General features: G+C 62.4%; 13 protein-coding genes. 8 read left to right on the top strand and 5 right to left on the bottom strand.

Annotated elements, in window-relative coordinates:
• Positions 1-249: 249 nt before the first annotated feature.
• Complete coding sequence (locus tag N2604_RS09325) at positions 250-1848, top strand: glycosyltransferase 87 family protein (RefSeq protein WP_260374444.1); 1599 nt, start codon at positions 250-252, stop codon at positions 1846-1848.
• Positions 1849-2093: 245 nt separating this feature from the next.
• Positions 2094-3068 (top strand): ABC transporter substrate-binding protein, encoded by a 975-nt coding sequence (locus N2604_RS09320; RefSeq protein WP_260374443.1) that lies wholly within the window; start codon positions 2094-2096, stop codon positions 3066-3068.
• A 278-nt stretch (positions 3069-3346) separates the two neighbouring features.
• Here the strand turns inward: N2604_RS09320 and N2604_RS09315 are convergent, their stop codons facing one another.
• Positions 3347-3595 (bottom strand): hypothetical protein, encoded by a 249-nt coding sequence (locus N2604_RS09315; protein ID WP_260374442.1) that lies wholly within the window; start codon positions 3593-3595, stop codon positions 3347-3349.
• 466 nt (positions 3596-4061) lie between these two features.
• Here N2604_RS09315 and N2604_RS09310 point away from each other — a divergent pair, with 466 nt between their 5' ends.
• The 3 genes from N2604_RS09310 to N2604_RS09300 all read left to right on the top strand — a co-directional run bounded on the left by N2604_RS09310 (position 4062) and on the right by N2604_RS09300 (position 6891).
• Entirely contained in the window at positions 4062-4454 is a 393-nt protein-coding gene (locus tag N2604_RS09310) for a hypothetical protein (protein WP_260374441.1), read from the top strand.
• 111 nt (positions 4455-4565) lie between these two features.
• The gene (locus tag N2604_RS09305; RefSeq protein ID WP_260374440.1) at positions 4566-5195 is read left to right on the top strand and encodes a TerC family protein; all 630 of its coding nucleotides are present in this window, start codon (positions 4566-4568) and stop codon (positions 5193-5195) included.
• Positions 5196-5385: 190 nt separating this feature from the next.
• Positions 5386-6891 (top strand): CHASE3 domain-containing protein, encoded by a 1506-nt coding sequence (locus tag N2604_RS09300; RefSeq protein ID WP_260374439.1) that lies wholly within the window; start codon positions 5386-5388, stop codon positions 6889-6891.
• Positions 6892-7089: 198 nt separating this feature from the next.
• On the opposite strand, the gene N2604_RS09295 is transcribed toward N2604_RS09300, so the two are convergent.
• The 3 genes from N2604_RS09295 to N2604_RS09285 all read right to left on the bottom strand — a co-directional run bounded on the left by N2604_RS09295 (position 7090) and on the right by N2604_RS09285 (position 9792).
• Complete coding sequence (locus tag N2604_RS09295; RefSeq protein ID WP_260374438.1) at positions 7090-7893, bottom strand: RsmD family RNA methyltransferase; 804 nt, start codon at positions 7891-7893, stop codon at positions 7090-7092.
• 343 nt (positions 7894-8236) lie between these two features.
• Positions 8237-9466: a glycosyltransferase family 87 protein gene (locus N2604_RS09290; protein ID WP_260374437.1), complete on the bottom strand. Its 1230-nt coding sequence runs from the start codon at positions 9464-9466 to the stop codon at positions 8237-8239.
• Between the two features lie 161 nt (positions 9467-9627).
• Positions 9628-9792, bottom strand: coding sequence for a Flp family type IVb pilin (locus N2604_RS09285; protein ID WP_172784770.1), 165 nt, complete (start codon positions 9790-9792; stop codon positions 9628-9630).
• Positions 9793-10146: 354 nt separating this feature from the next.
• Between N2604_RS09285 and N2604_RS09280 the strand changes: the two genes are divergently transcribed.
• The 3 genes from N2604_RS09280 (at position 10147) to N2604_RS09270 (ending at position 14304) form a co-directional block, all read left to right on the top strand.
• The gene (locus N2604_RS09280; RefSeq protein WP_260374436.1) at positions 10147-11637 is read left to right on the top strand and encodes a hypothetical protein; all 1491 of its coding nucleotides are present in this window, start codon (positions 10147-10149) and stop codon (positions 11635-11637) included.
• A gap of 44 nt (positions 11638-11681) precedes the next feature.
• Positions 11682-13244, top strand: a complete 1563-nt coding sequence (locus N2604_RS09275; RefSeq protein ID WP_260374435.1) for a hypothetical protein — start codon at positions 11682-11684, stop codon at positions 13242-13244.
• 64 nt (positions 13245-13308) lie between these two features.
• A complete protein-coding gene (locus tag N2604_RS09270; protein WP_260374434.1) occupies positions 13309-14304 on the top strand; it encodes a glycosyltransferase family 2 protein in 996 nt (331 codons plus the stop codon).
• A gap of 63 nt (positions 14305-14367) precedes the next feature.
• Here the strand turns inward: N2604_RS09270 and N2604_RS09265 are convergent, their stop codons facing one another.
• Positions 14368-15807 carry a hypothetical protein gene (locus N2604_RS09265; protein ID WP_260374433.1) on the bottom strand — a complete coding sequence of 480 codons (1440 nt, stop codon included), beginning with the start codon at positions 15805-15807 and terminating at the stop codon, positions 14368-14370.
• Positions 15808-15958: the final 151 nt, after the last annotated feature.

Here is a 15958-nt window from a genome sequence, read left to right as displayed (position 1 = left end):
CCCGCAAGGACCCATTCGACTTCTCGACCATTCGCGACTTTTGCGTGTAAGCGCGCAAAGTTCCCGCTTTGATTCATGCAACCTTAACTGGCTTGCCGTAGTCCTGCGGTTGTAAACTGGAATTCGGCAATGCGTTTCACGAGCGGGCTTTCTGCGGTTCAGCGACCCGGCTCTGCTCGCGACGTTCCCGGCGCAGATGGCGCCATGATGCTGGAACGCGCGGCGATTTCCTCCGATCTGCGAGAGGTGATGTCCATAGCCGCGGCCGGAAGGCTGCGGCGATCATGGACGGCGAAGCTGCGCGGAAATGCGCTTGCAGCCATCGCTGTTGCCGTCTGCTCGATGCTGGCAGGCGCGCTCTACACCTTGGCAATGGGCGAGGACGTCAACTGGGATTGGCAGAACTACCACGAATACAATGTGTGGGCCGTTCTCAACGGCCGCTACGGCGTCGATGTGATCCCGCCGGGCTTTCAGACCTACTTCAATCCGATCGTCTATTTTCCGGTCTACTATCTCCGCCACCTCCTGCCGGCGCCCTATGGGCTGATGATCATCGGCGCCGTTCACGGCCTCAACCTCGCGCTGATCTGCCTGTTTGCACGGCTTGTCCTGCGGCAGGCCGCGACGATCGCCTCGGTCGCGGCGGCGGTCGTCATCGCGGCGTCGGGTCCGATGACGCTCTCGGAAGTCGGCACGAGCTTTTCCGACGTGCTGCTGGCCTTGCCGGTGATCGGCGGCAGCCTTTTGATCCTGACGGCGGACCGCCGACCCGCGATCTGTGTCCTGCTCGCCGGATTCCTGATCGGCGCCGCAGTCGGACTGAAGCTGACCAATGTCGTCTACGCGATCGGCGCTGCCGCGGTGCTGCTCGTCTCCGCGCGTCCGCTGCGGGCGATGACGCTACTTGGAGCCGGCGGGATGGTCGGCGCGGCGCTCACCGGCGGCGAATGGTGCCTGATCACGTGGCGCGATACCGGCAATCCGATCTTCCCGCTGTTCAATGCACTGTTCCAGTCAAGCGAGGTGGCCGGCGTCAACCTGATGGATGCGCAGTTCATGCCCCACGGCCTGCTCGATGCACTGGCCTACCCCTTCTACTGGCTGATCGGCGACCACAGAGGCGCGGAGCATCCGTTCCGCGACGCGCGCTTCGCGGTGGTGATGGTCCTGTTCGTGCTCGGCCTGTGGATCCGCACGCGGCGAAACAGTGCAATCTTCACACGACGTGACATACAGCTGGTGGTGCTGTTTGTCGTCTCCTACCTGGCGTGGCTCGGCCTGTTCTCGATCCAGCGCTATGCGATCGTTCTGGAGCTGCTGTGCGGCCCGCTGATCGTTCTGCTGCTCGCGCGTCTTGCCGAGAGCGCGGGGCCGACATGGCTGACGGCGTCCCCTCGTCCGCTCACCGTGCTGACGTTGACGCTCGCAGCCGCGATCGCAGCGTGGTCGCAGCCGGCGGACTGGTGGCACCGCCCCTGGTCCGATGTCTACCGGCCGAAGATCGCTCACGAGCTCGATGAGCCCGCGACGTACTTCATCCTCGGCAAGCCGCTCGCCTATATCGCGCCGCAGCTCCCCTCCCAGTCCCGCTTCTACCTGCTCGCCGACATCGCTGTGCCAATCGTGCCCGGCGGCATCTTCGACCAGCGCATTCGCGCCGGGCTGAACGCGCCGCTGCCCGGCGGCGTCCGCGAATTGCACATGCGCGGCGAACCGGACCGTAGCGCGCTCTTGGATCGTTACGCACTCACCATCGATCGCTCCCGGCCCTGCGTCGCCATCGAAGGCGCCCGCCCCGGCACGATGCTCGAAAGCTGCCCGCTCATCGCGCGGACCGCGCAATAGGGCGTGTACCCAGAAAGGCATGTCGGCTTGCCGATGGCCGAGTGGAAAACATCTGCTCGGGGAAACTTTATCGGTTTGGCCCACTGCAGATCTAGGCGAGGCGGGTCTGCTGGACACGGCCCGGACTCGAATTGCTCGCGTCGAGCTGTTCTCAGTTTGACCCGAAGGTGACGCGCGAGGGTCCAGACGGCATGGCCTGTTCGTGCTAAGTTGAACGACGTTTTGATGCAAAAGGTGACAGCTAGATGCGCCGCCGTGATTTCATCAAGGCTGTTGCGGGCTCGGCTGCAGCTTGGCCGATCGCGGCGGTCGCGCAGCCCACCGATCAGCCCAGGAAGAAGATGCCTCGAATCGGCCTTCTGGCGTCGGTCCCTCATGAACGAATCGATGCCTTCGATCATGGGCTACGCGAGCATGGGTATGCCGAGGGCGAGAACATCGTCATCGAGCGCCGGTTCTGGAGGAACGATCCGAAGCAACTGGCAAGGTTTGCCGCCGAATTGGTCGCTCTGGATGTTGAGGTGATCGTAGCGCCCTCTACGCCCGAGGCCCTTGCCGCCAAAGCGCTTACCAGCACGATCCCCATTGTGACTGCCACCGCCGACGCGGTCGGTGTCGGGCTGGCCGCAAGTTTCGCGCGGCCCGGCGGAAACGTCACCGGACTTACCGCCGTCGGGGGAAGCAGCAAGAATCTCGGTCTCCTGGCGGAATTGCTGCCGCGAGCATCGCGTTTTGCGGTCCTGCTCGATCCAGACAACCGATATCATGCCGAGTTGATGGCCGGGTTTCAGAAAACCGCCGCGGAACGACACTTCGAGATTCTTCCGGTGGTGAAACGCTCGGTGGAGGACATAGGTCGGGGATTCCAGACCATGGCGTCGCAGCATGTCCAGGGCCTGCTCGTGCTTGCGGACCCCATCGCGCGCACCAACCGGCGGGAGATCATCGAGCTCGCCGCACAATACCGAATTCCCGCGGTGTACTATTTTCGTGAAGAGGCGGTCGAAGGAGGCCTTCTTGCTTATGGCGCTGATCTCGTCGACCTCAATCGTCGGGCCGCCGCTTATGTTGCAAAGCTCCTGCGAGGCGCGAAAGCCGCCGAACTCCCGATCGAGCAGGCCGAACGCTTCCGCCTGGTGATCAATCTAAAGACCGCCAACGCACTCGGCCTGAGTATCCCGACTGCGCTACTCGCGACCGCAGACGAGGTGATCGAATGATGCGGCAGCTGCTGCGTCCGCTGCTGGCCTGTGGCTGGCACTAGCTCATAGCGCCGCGAATCCGGCTTCCTGATGGTGGCCCGAACAGGGCGATGCAACTGGCCAAAGCCACCTTTTGATCCGCTGCGGACCTGAGGGACCGACCTTATTGCCGCGCCATCAGCGCGACAACCAACCCAAGCAGAGCGAGCAGAATGGTGAGAGGATACAGCTGAACGAGCTTCGTCCTAAGCGGAATGGGTGTGTCAAGGTTGTCGAGGTCGAAGTTAAATGGAAGCTCAGAGAAACGCAGGCCGAAGTCCAGTTCGTACTTCTTGCAAAGATAGGGCCATCAGGTCGTTCGTGAGGAAATAGAATTCGAAGTAGATGATGGTTGGCAAGAGATACAGCCCCGTCTCAGAGCTCAGTATTTGCAACGTCCTGCTCCATTGCATCCCAAGGACGCCAGCCAATACGATGGCCAGGAGCACTGCGGTGAAGGTTGCAGCGCAGACCGCCACGAGGGCAATTTTGAGCAGCGTTCTCACGCGCGGACCCTCGTGCGAAGGCGCGGGTCCACACTCAGCGGAACAAGCAGGCGGATCGGCCGGAGTTCGGGCACGTTCCAGTAGAAAGATCGATGCGCGTGCGTGCCAAACGGATCGTGGTCATGTTGCCGCGCGGCCAAAACGCGCGCGACCATCAGTAGCATTGTGTTTCTGACTGCAAGCGTCGTCTTTTAAGCGGTGAAATCTGTCGATCGTGGGTGCGCTCTCGAGAGAGGCCAGCACATGATTGAGCTTTGGAACAGGTGGTATGAGACCTTGGCCTCCCTCGAGGGGCTGGCAGCCGTGGTCATTGTTGCCGTAACGACCGCTGGCGTTCTTACCTTGATTGAGGGTCGGCGGCATAGGACAACAAAACATTCGTTTGAGAGGCGGAAAACGCCCAAGTAGACCGGGTAGCTCAACGAGTAGATGGCTCCTACTAAAGCGCTCGTGTGCGGGAGGATCAATGATCGCCTCTCATGCAAGTTGGAACAGGAATGCGCCTTGGCGGGACACATTCTGCTTATTCGCGTTGTTGAGCATCCTGGTCGCGACTCCCGCCCTCTTTATGATACTCCTGCTGGATTCCCAACTCGTCTTACCAGCGCTCAGTCTTCTATTTTTCTCAGACGCGATGATCACCGCGCTCTTGGCCTGGGCAAAGCCCGAACATGTAACGTCAGAACATGTAACGCTCTGGGATATCGCAGGTGCATTCACCATGATGTGTTGCGCCGCAGCGATTTTCGGCGAACCGGATCAAGTCGCAATGCTTTTCGGGGGGCCGGTCGGACAACCTTCGGACGCCGCTTTGGAAGATCGTCACCTGGCGCCCGGATTGCCGGCGACGTCGGACTAGAGTTGAATTGGCCGCTCTGTTTTGGATGGTAACGCGCATCGGTCAATCCATAAGGACGTATGCGACCATCGCTCGAAGTTGCCATTTCCCTGGCATCGGGGACCATGATCCGTGTTAGAATCTCTCAATACGGATTTTCTTAGCGTACTCTTTCAGGTCGTTCTAATCGACCTTGTGCTCGCCGGCGATAATGCCATCGTCATCGGCCTTGCCGCGGCAGGACTTCCTCAGGCCCAACGAAGCAAGGCGATTTTGATCGGTATAGTCGCCGCGACGATACTGCGCCTTCTGTTAGCCGGGATAGCGACGCAGATCCTGCAGATCGTCGGCCTCCCGCTCGCTGGCGGGATCCTGCTATTGTGGGTATGCTGGAAAATGTGGCGAGAGTTGCGCACGTCCCCCAAGGGCCCCACCGTTAGGGAAGGGGCAATTGAAGCAATCCCAGAAAGCAAACCTCGTAAAACACTCATCCAAGCGAGTTGGCAAATTATCGTTGCCGACGCTTCCATGTCTCTCGACAATGTTCTGGCCGTCGCAGGGGCTGCGCGGGAGCATCCAGTGGTCCTGATTTTCGGCTTGGGCCTTTCCATTGCGATGATGGGAATGGCCGCTTCCTTCATTGCCCGCCTTCTGGAGACTCATCGCTGGATTGCTTACGTCGGTCTGGCCGTCATTCTCTACGTAGCACTTGAGATGATCTTTCGCGGAACATTGGATGTCATGAAGGTCGCGTCGATATGACCGCCCTGTTGTGTCCGACGCCACGGCAAGATTTCCCCGTTGCCCGACGAGACACTGACTGCGCTCCACTCCGGAGGCTGCGCCGCTTTGCCCCGTCACGGTCCCATACCAATTCTTGCGAATGCCATCGCATGGGAGCAATCTCGAGCTAGCTGTCTGGTCGGTCGCGGACTTCGGCCTTGAGGGTCAGGTGCCCCAGTTTTCGAGTTTACTGATTCTGCACAAATTGATGGCGGCGTTTGCCGCCGTGGTAGCGGTCATATTCGTGAGCGGCGCAATCGTCTACGACAGACTTAGCGTGATCGAAGAGGCCAAAAACCGGCGGGTCCATACCACTGACGTGTTGGACACGCTGGAGGCGGCAGTGGCCGCAGCACTGGATCAACAAACTGTTCTGCGCGGCTATTTGATCAGCGGCGACGAGAAATTCCTGGACCCGTACCGCAGAGGCAGCGCCAACTTCAGCGCGGCAATCCGAAAATTAAGAGAACAGACTTCGGATAACCCGGACCAGCAAAGTCGTCTAGATGAATTGAACAAGCTGGCGATGACGTGGCGCGTCGAGACCGCCGAGCGGGAGATCGCGCTGATGGCGGATCCCACGACTCGGGAGCAGGCGCGCACGTTGGAGGGGGCGACCGGCAAAGCTGCCATGGACGCAATCCGCGCCAAGGCGAGCGAAATCGAGAAGGTTGAGCGCGATCTGTTGGCAAGCCGTGACGCCGTACAGAACGCGGCATATGCTACTGCATACACGGCAACCGTGATCGGCGCCGCAGCCTCGCTCATGATCGCAGTGTTGATGGGCATAATACTCACACGCGCGATCGCGCGGCCGATCACACGCATGACCGAGGCTATGGCGGCGCTTGCCAACGGAGACACGAGCATCGACGTCCCCGGAATTGAACGGCGCGACGAAATCGGCGCAATGGCGGCCGCGGTCAATGTTTTCAAGAAAGGCATTGTCGAGCGCCAAAAGACACAGGTCGAGCTCGCTCATGTCAGTCGCGTAGCCACAATGGGGCAGCTGACGGCCTCGATTGCCCATGAGATCAATCAGCCGATCTCGGCTGTGCTTAGTAACGCCGACGCCGCCTTGAACTGGCTCGCCGCGGACCCGCCAAACCTGGACAAAGGCCGCGAGTCCCTCCACCACATCGTCACAGATTGCCAACGAGCTGGCGACATCGTCCACCGGATCCGCGATATGGTCAGGAAGGCGCCGGTGCCCAAAAGTCGGCTCGACGTCAACGCAGCCGTTCTGGACGTCATCGCGATGGTCCGGAGCGAGGCGGTGAGGCATGGAATCTCGGTACAGATGCAACTCGCTGAAGACCTGCCGCAAATCGAAGGTGAGCGCATTCAGCTGCAGCAAGTGCTGCTTAACCTGATCCTCAATGCCGTGGAAGCCATGAACAGCCTCGAGGACGGCAAGCGGGAGTTGCAGATCAGTACCGAAAGAGACGTTGCAGGCAGCGTGCTCGTCGCCGTACGGGATTCGGGCCCGGGGCTCGAGCCGACGAGTGCGGAACGTGTTTTCGACGCGTTTTACACGACCAAGTCCAACGGCCTAGGCATGGGGCTTACCATCTGTCGGTCGATCATTGCGGCTCATGGCGGACGGTTGTGGATCACCGCGAATGAACCGCGGGGCGCCGTCTTCCAGTTTACCCTCGCCCCCCTCCAGGACTAGATGACGCCACTTGTCCTGCGCGGCTGCTGAGTTTTGCGTCCGATGCGCGAGATGGGCCCGAGGGCTCTATTTGGCGAACTACCGGTGCAGCAGCGTTGGCGCTGCCGATCGCTGGCCCGATGACATGCGGCTGTGGGAACTGTTTGCGCGTCTGTGCCCTGCGGAAGCACCGACCAGGCTGCAGCGGTCTCATAGCGGCTACGGCCGCCAACCTCGGGTGCCCAACAATATGCCGTGATTGCGCCCGGGCACGTTGAGGTCATAGGTCTTGGCCGTCGACCAGTCCACCTTGGATTTCAACTCGGCCATCGAGTCTACGTTCACCTTCTCATATACTTGTATAGCAAAGAGCATGTGGCGGCCGGCATAGGCGTCAGCAATTCGCGCAATGATGTCGGTGATCGGCGGTTCGGTCCGCCGCAGATCAAGACCCTCGACTTCGTCGAGCGCAGTGCCCCATGGCGGCGCTACGAAGACGATCAGGGCGTCGTGCGCCGGCAGGTCGAGCCTATCCAGGATCGAGGTGTAGTCGCCCTGTATGAGCTCGATCGGACGATCGAGATCAGCAATGTTTTGCCTGGTGAGTTGATACACGCTGGGATCGAACTCGAATGCGATCCCTCGCGAATGAGGGACGTGACGCAGTATCCAGTAAAGCGTGTTGCACGAGCCTGAGAAGGGATCGATGACCGAGAACTTGGTCTCCGGCGGGAGCGAGGCGGCCACCGCCGCAATGTCGCGGCCGATGAGATCGGCCAAGGGGTCGCGCGTGCATTCAACAGCCGTTCGGCCCAGCAATCGTACACCGCGCGCGTACCATTGCGTGGGCGTCATGCCATAAAGGCGAATGTAGTCCGGATCGGAGAAACTGTCCGTGCCGTATCGCTGCACCTCGCTTAAAGTGAGCACCTCGTTGCGCTTGCGGCCGTGCAGCAGCAACGTCCGGTCATAGAGCGGCTCTTTGCCGGGCCCGTCGGTGTTGCTTTCCTTTCGGTCGGCCATCGCTCCCTCCATACAAAGAACTATGTGATACCACAAAGGCAGCGGCTCGGCGGGAGCGAAACTGGGCCGCAGTCAAGCGTGGATGATCCACGTCGGCAGGAAAGACCGCGCAACTCTTCTTGTCTGCGCTTGCGGGAGAGGGTTGGGGAGAGGGTGCTCCCGCAATGGGACAATCCCCAAGAGGAAAAAGCCCCCACCCGGCGCGCGGGACGATGCTACGCATCGCCCGGAACGCGCCGACCTCTCCCGCAAGCGGGAGAGGTGAACGAGCCGCGGCCATCGATTCAACCTAAAGCCATTCCGCCCCAGCGTCTCACCCGGAGCCCAAACCTGGTCGAGCTTCTCAGCTCGTTCGCGTGAGAGCGAGCTGCGCCGATGCGGCCTCGGCACTCCGCCAGGCGGCGCAGCGTCGGAGGATCAGCCCGAACACGATGAGGATCGCCGGGAAGCCGACCGGTTGCCCGAGAAACAGGAAACTCGCAAGCAGCGCGAAGACGAGCGCCAGCGCCATCACCTCGTGGCGGGCGAAACCTTCATCGAGTCCGGCGCGGATGAGGAAGGCCACCGCGATGCCCAGCACCACCAGATCGTACATGAAGAGATAGGGCGTCGTGAGCAGCGTCGCCGTCGCGAGCATCGCCGCCTTGAGGGCGTGGGGCAGCCGGCTCCGCCACACCACGACCAGCACGACGGCCACAGCCGCGGTCAACACCCACTGGAAGATCCATCCGAGCTGCTCGGTGCCGCCGACATAACGCACCAGCGCGAAGATGCTCTGCATCTTGAACCAGGGCGCCCTGCCCTCGGTCAGGAAGGCCTGCGAGAACATCGGAATCCAGTGGAAGAACGCCTGCCAGCTTTCGCTGCCGAAGGCGAACCAGGACATTGCAGCGATCGCTACGGTGACGATTGCGGCCGTGAACACCACCGTCCATTGGGCGGCGGCGAGCAGGACAAGCGGAAACAAGAGCCCGTATTGCGGCTTGTAGCAGAGAAGGCCGAGACAGATTCCGGCCAGCACCGGCCGTGCCGGCAACAGATAGAGCGTGCCGCCGATCAGCGAAGCCGTGAGGAAGCCGTTCTGCCCGACCAGAATGTTGAGGAAGGCGGCCGGAAATCCAATCGCGATCACCAGGCCCGCATTGCGCCCGATGATCGCGCGCATCACGGCAAGATACGGCACCATGCTGAACGCGGCCCAGCCGATGAAGGCGATTGCATAGGGAAATTGCGCCAGGAAGGACGCGACGAACAGGAAGGGCGGCGGATAGTGCCAGGCGAAATGGCCGACGAAATCCTGCTTGAGCAGCGCAAGCTCGACCTGCTTCTGAATGTCCCAATCCCAGGCCTGCGCGGGATGCCCATCGAGCGCCAGTCTTCCGGCCGCCCAGACGTTGACGAAGTCCGTGGGGATGCCGCGTCCGTCGGCGTCAAAGATCCAGATATGGGTGAGATAGGCCGTCGGAAAAAACGCCAGCGTGACGATCGCCAGCACGAAGGAGATGTTGACGAGGATCGCAGGGACCGCACCGTGGCGATCAACGGCAGGCGGGGCGGACGAAGCTTCGGCCATGCGGCTTCCTTACGCGATACAGTGATCTAAACCCGCCCAGCCATACACCCCGGGACTTGAAGGAGGCTTAAGCCCGATCGTCGCCCCCCCGCGCCGATACCGCAAAGCAAAAGAGCCCCGTCGATGACGGGGCTCTTCGCACTTCCGCTGGTCGTCCGGCCTTACTTGAGGCTGGTCGAGATCGAAGTGAACTTGGCGTTCAGCGTGGTGCCGAGGTTGTTGACGACGGTGATGATCGCCAGCGCGATGCCGGCAGCGATCAGGCCGTATTCAATAGCGGTGGCGCCGGATTCATCTTTCATGAAACGCGCAACGAGGTTCTTCATGGAGTGCTCCAAATGAGTATACGAGGCTACAACTGATCTGGTCTCTTCGGCTTCCCAGCGCCGCCCGACCATGGGAACGGAACGTAGAGGCAAAGAATTGCGTCGCAGTTAATTCGACTGCGTAAACACTGGGCGGATTGCGTGTATTGGCCCATGGTAAATCGAACTTCGAAACAATCCGTTAAATTGTAAACATATGACGCCGGCCTGGCGCGGCCGGTTTACCCGAAGTTATGACCGGCGTGGTCCAATGCCGCCCGCTCGGACTGAAGCGCGACGAGATGGTGCGCACGCAGCCCGCCAGGTCCGGATCATGGCCGGACCGGCAAGAGCAACCAGGACGACGAGGCGGGCATGTCCCTTTCCTTCGCCAACAGCATCGCGGTGCAGGGCCGCGCGCGCGCGCTGGTGCCATTGTGCGTCGGTGCCGGCGCCTATCTGTTCTTCCTGTTCCTCGGCGACACGCTGCTTCAGGATTCCGACTCGTTCTGGCAGATCAAGATCGGGCAATGGATCCTCGATCACGGTGCCATGCCCACCATCGACTTCTATTCCTTCACGCGGACGGGCGCGCCGTGGATCTCGACGTCATGGCTGTCGCAGGTCGCGTTCGCCTTCTCCCATGCGCAATGGGGCTGGGCAGGTCCCGTCATCCTCACCGCGGCCGCCGTCGCGCTCACCGTCGCAATCTTCGTCCATCTGCTCGAGGCGCATCTCGAAGCCCCGCGCGCAGTGCTGTTCGCGATGCTGGCGCTGCTGCTGTCGATCCATCACGTGCTGGCGCGCCCGCATATTCTGGCACTGCCGGTGATGGTGGCGTGGGCCGGCTTGCTGATGGCGGCCGCGAGCCGCAAGAGCGCGCCGTCCTGGACCTGGCTGCCGCTGATGGCGCTCTGGGCGAACCTGCATGGCGGTTTCGTGCTCGGGCTCGCGCTGATCGGCCCGATCTCGCTCGAAGCGGTCGAGCATGCCGAGAAGGGCCGGCGGCTCGCCCTGTTCATGCGCTGGGTGCTGTTCGGAATCGGGGCGCTGATCGCGAGCTGCTGCACGCCATATGGCTGGCGAACGCTGCAGGGCGCGACCAACATCCTCAGCCTCGGCGAGCTGCTGACGCTGATCCTCGAATGGATGCCGGCGAACTTCGCCACCTTCACCCCGTTCGAAGGCGCCCTGCTCGCCCTGATCGCATTCGGCTATTATCGCGGCCTGGTGCTGTCGGCGCCCCGGATCTTCCTGATCCTGTTCCTGACCTGGAGCGCGCTGAGCCACGTCAGGAGCATCGAGGCATTTGCATTCCTGGTGCCGCTGGTGCTGGCAAAGCCGCTCGGCGAGATGTTCCCGCAGCCGGCGCCTGAGGCCGCCGGTACCGAAAGCTGGCCGGCCCGCTATATTACAGCGCTCGGCGCGGTGATGATCGTGGCGGCAAGCTGGACCTCGACCTCGCTCTATTTGGGGCACCACCGCTTCACCTTCACCATGACGCAGACGCCGGTTGCGGCGGTCGACCTGCTCGAGCAACGCAAGGTGCAGCGCGTCTTCAACGCCTACCAGTTCGGCGGCTATCTGATCTCTCGCGATATCCCTGTGTTCGTCGACGGCCGCGCCGAGCTCTACGGCGAGAAGTTCATCATGGACTTCTTCAAGGCGACCGAGGGCAAGAAGCCCGGGCTGCTGCCGCGCCTGCTGGACGAGCACAAGATCGACGCGACGCTGCTGGGCGCCGATGCGCCGGGACCGCAGATCCTCGACCAGCTCAAAGGCTGGAAGCGGATCTATGCGGACGATATCGCCGTGATCCATGTACGCGAGCCCGCAGACGGCGCGATTGCGGCGCCTTCGAAGTGAGGACCTGCTCCAGCGCGCGTCTTCGGCCTCAGCGATCTCATCACATGGTTCCTTCCAGCAAGCCGACCCTGACAGATCCGGCTCGTCCCGACCCGGACCGAGCCGTGGCGATCATCGTTCTTGCGATGCTGGCGGCGGTCTCGTTTCTCCCGGTGCTGCTGACCCCCATTCCGGCGATGGTCGATTATCCCAATCACCTCGCCCGCATGTACATTCTGAGCCAGAGCGGCACCCCGGGTGCCAATCCGCATTACGAGGTGACCTGGGCCTTCTATCCCAACCTCGGAATGGACCTGCTGGTCCCGCAGCTGGCGCGGCTGATGAGCGTCGAGAACGCCACGCGGCTGTTCCTGTTGCTGAGCCAAGTCCTGATCGTCACAGGTGCGCTGCTGCTCGAATGGGTCAGGAAAGGACGCATCCATCTCGCCGGCTTCGCCGCGCTCGCTTTCATCTATTGCCTGCCGTTCAGCTGGGGGTTCGTGAATTTCGAGTTCGGGCTCGGCCTCGCGCTCTGGGGCATCGCGGTCTATCTGATGCTGGCCGAAGGCCCCTGGCCGCTGCGCTTCGCCTCCAATCTGATCTTCGTCGCCGCGCTCTATGTGGCGCATTTCTTTTCGCTCGGCATCTACGGCGCAACGCTCGGCCTTTTCGAACTGTCGCGCATCCGCCAAGGGCAGGTCGCCTATCCCGTGGCGGTCGCACGGCTTGGTGCGCTGGCCCTGCCGGCGCTTGCGCTGCTTGCGATCATGCATGTCACGGCTGGCTCGATCGGAAGCCAAGGCAACGATTGGTTCCTTGCATTCAAGCCGGTCTGGCTGCTCCGCATCATGAACGGCTACAATCTGACGGCCGCGGCGGTGACCGGGCTGACGCTGATGATCTCGCTGCTGTTCGCCGCAAGGCGCGGCGTTCTCAGGCTCGAGCCGGCCGGGATCTGGCTCGCGATCGGTCTTGCGCTCCTGTACGTGGCCATTCCCTCCAGGCTGTTTGGGACCTCGTTTGCCGACCTCCGCGTGATCCCCGCGGCGGCTCTGATCCTGCCGGCGTTCTGCTCGCTGTCGCTCCCAAGCCGGACGTCGAGAATGGCTGCGCTCGCTGCCATCAGCGGCATCACGCTGATCAATCTCGCCGTTGTCTTCACAATATGGCTGCCCTACCGCGCTGACTACGCGGCCATCATCGAGTCGTTCCGCAAGATCGAACGCGGCTCGCGCGTTCTCGTCAGCAATGCCGACGAAGCTGGCGACCCGCCCTTCGCCGACCTCGCCGCGTATCCGATGTATTATGCGCCAACGCTGGCGGTGCACTATGCCAACGCGTTCGTGCCCAATCTCTTCACGGAAGCGGGCAAGCAGCCGGTTCGGGCCGTCGAGGCCCTGCGCCATCTTGCCACTCCGGATGGCGGACTGGCGTCCTCAGGCCTGCTCACCGCGATTGCAACGGGCCGCCCGCCGGCGGACTCGCCGCGCTTTGTCCGCACCTGGTACCTGGATTTCGACTACCTCTATGTGCTGGGTCCGCGGGCCGCAAATCCGCTGCCGGATCTGCTGGAGCTGGTGGAGACCTCGGATCGGTTTGTCCTCTACAGGATTCGCCGCAAGTCCTGAGAAAGGCGACCTTAACCAGCAGCCCATAGACTTCCGCCCCTGCAACCCAGCTGGACTCCTTCGCATGGCGGCCAATTCCGGATCGATCCGCTACAGCCTCGTCATTCCCGTGTTCAACGAGGAAGCCGTACTGCCGATATTGCTGCGCCGGCTCGACTTCGTGCTGTCCCGGCTCGACGGGCCGGCAGAGGCGATCTTCGTCGACGACGGCAGCAGCGATTCCAGCTCGATCGTGCTACAGGCGCTCGCCGTGCGCGACGCCCGCTTTCGCTATATCGGCCTGTCGCGGAATTTTGGCCATCAAGTCGCCATCACCGCCGGCATGGACGCGGCTCAGGGTGACGCGATCATCGTCATGGATGCCGATTTGCAGGATCCGCCCGAAGTGATCGAGCAATTGATCGCAAAATGGCAGGAAGGCAACGACGTCGTCCACGCCCGCCGCCTGTCTCGCGAGGGCGAGAGCCCATTCAAGCGCGCGACGGCACACCTGTTCTACCGGCTTCTCGGCAAGATGTCCTCCGTCGGCATCCCCGCCGATGTCGGTGACTTCCGCCTGATCGATCGCAAGGTGCTGGACGCGCTTCGGCAGATGCCGGAGCAGGATCGCTTCGTACGCGGCATGATCGCCTGGCTCGGCTTCCGCCAGGCCGAGGTCGCCTTCCATCGTCTCGAACGCGCCGCGGGCGAGACCAAGTACCCCCTGTTCAAGATGATCCGGCTCGCGGTGAACGCCGCGCTCGGCTTTTCCGATCTGCCCTTGCGGCTGGCCATCTGGTGCGGATTGGCCGTCTCGGCATTCGCACTGCTCTACGGCGGCTGGGTCGTCGTGATGTGGCTGAGCAAGGACGCTCACCTCGTGACCGGCTGGTCCTCGACGATCGTCCTCCTCTCGCTGTTGTGCGGAATGAACATGCTGATGACGGGAATCGTGGGCCTTTACGTCGGCCGCATTCACGCCGAGGTAAAACGCCGTCCATTGTACGTGGTCCAGAAGCGAGCCGGCTTCGATCGCAACGAGGCGGCGGCCGCACCCGCCAAGCACGCAATCAACGGGTGATCCGCCGCAATCATCTCGGACGTGAGGCAACACCTCGTCTTCGATGATGCTGCCGAGCTGGCCTTAGTGCATCTCCCGGCGCTTGTGGACGACCGCCACGTCATCGCTGTACACGCGCTGCCAGTCCGGCAACCGGTCAAGCATCGCTGTCGCGGGCGCACTCGGTGCGAGCAGCGTCGCGCTGATCTTGTAGTCGTCGAGCAGCTTGAGAAAATCTCCGAGGTCAATCAGCGCGAGGGCGCGATTGTAGCGGTCGATGAACGGTCCGCCGAACAATTCCGCGCGGCCGTCGATGAAGGTGGGAATGCCGGCAAAGACCAGATAGCCGCCGAAGGAATAATCGTTGAGCAGCGGCCCCGCCTTGGCGAGGTCGGCTCGGGCGACGGCAGCCTCGGGGGTGATGAGGGGCGCCGGCCGGATGTCGCGCGCCAGAGCCAATCCGCTCATCGCGGCCAAGATGCCGAATGCCGCCAGGTTCAAGCCGCGCGAGGGGCCGTCGGTCTCGCTCCCGCTCGGCCCACCGAACCTCCGGCCCAGCGGAGCCGCGAGGTAGAGCGGCGCCAGCACGGCAAGCAGATCCGCATTGCGCATTTGCGCCAGCGCGAAATGGAGCAAGCCGATCACCACCAGGGTCCGCACGAGCGGCAGCGTGATGCCGCGCGAGAGCGCGAAGATGCTCCCGAGCAGCAGCAGCTCGAAACCGCCGATGTGGCTGAAATCCTGCGGCCGCCATTCCCCGATCCAGGCGAGCGCGGGACCGAGGCCGAGTGTCGTGATCGGCATCAGCAGGGGTTCCGGTCCATGCGGCGTCAGGCAGGATGCGGCGACTGCAAACAGTGTGAATGGCAGCCAGCGCAGCAGCACGCGTGGCCATTTGCTTCGCTCCTCGCGCAGCAGCGCCTCGAGCACCACGGGTCCGATCAAGCCAAGCGCCAGCACTCCGCTGCCGTGCAGATTGTTCCAGACGACCAGCAGCGGCAGGGCCCAGTGTGGTGGCGGCCTGCCATGATCCATGCAGCGCACCAGGGCAGCCGCCCAGATCACCATGATGGGCATCACGAGCACGTGTGGCCGCGCCAGCATGTGCGGCGCCGTCAGGACGACGGCCGCGATCACCATGACCAGCGCCCGGGTCGGCGATAGCTCGCGCAGCAAGAAGAACGTGAGCAGACCGAAGGCGAGTGCGATCGCCGCTGCGGCGACGACGACGACGCCGGACCAGCCGGACAGGACGTAGGCTCCGGCGTAGATGACTTCCGACAGCCATTCGAACGTGATCCAAGGCGCGCCATGCTTCGAAAACGAAAATGAATCACTCGTCGGCAGGGTCCGATGCGCCATGATCCAGCGCCCGAGCTCGACGTGAGAATAGCTGTCGGGATCTCCGAGCAGCTTCGGGCCGACGGCAAGCAACACAGCGTAGACGGCGAGCCCCACAGCCCAAGGGAGCGCTGCACGCGCCGAAAACGGTTGAACCGCGCTGGAGACGACCTGATCAGTCATGGCGGGCCAAGCTAGGCCGCAAGCGTTAACTTCTTCTTAGTTTAGGCTTTTCGCGCATTTGCCCCAACGCGCCTTGGGGAGCGATGCCTCTGCTGCTTCAAGCGGCGCGCGCTTGGCTTTCCCGGCGGACGGCCACTCAACAAAAAACGCG

The organism is Bradyrhizobium sp. CB1015 (genome assembly GCF_025200925.1).
Lineage (GTDB): Bacteria > Pseudomonadota > Alphaproteobacteria > Rhizobiales > Xanthobacteraceae > Bradyrhizobium.
This window is presented reverse-complemented; position numbering and strand designations above follow the sequence as displayed.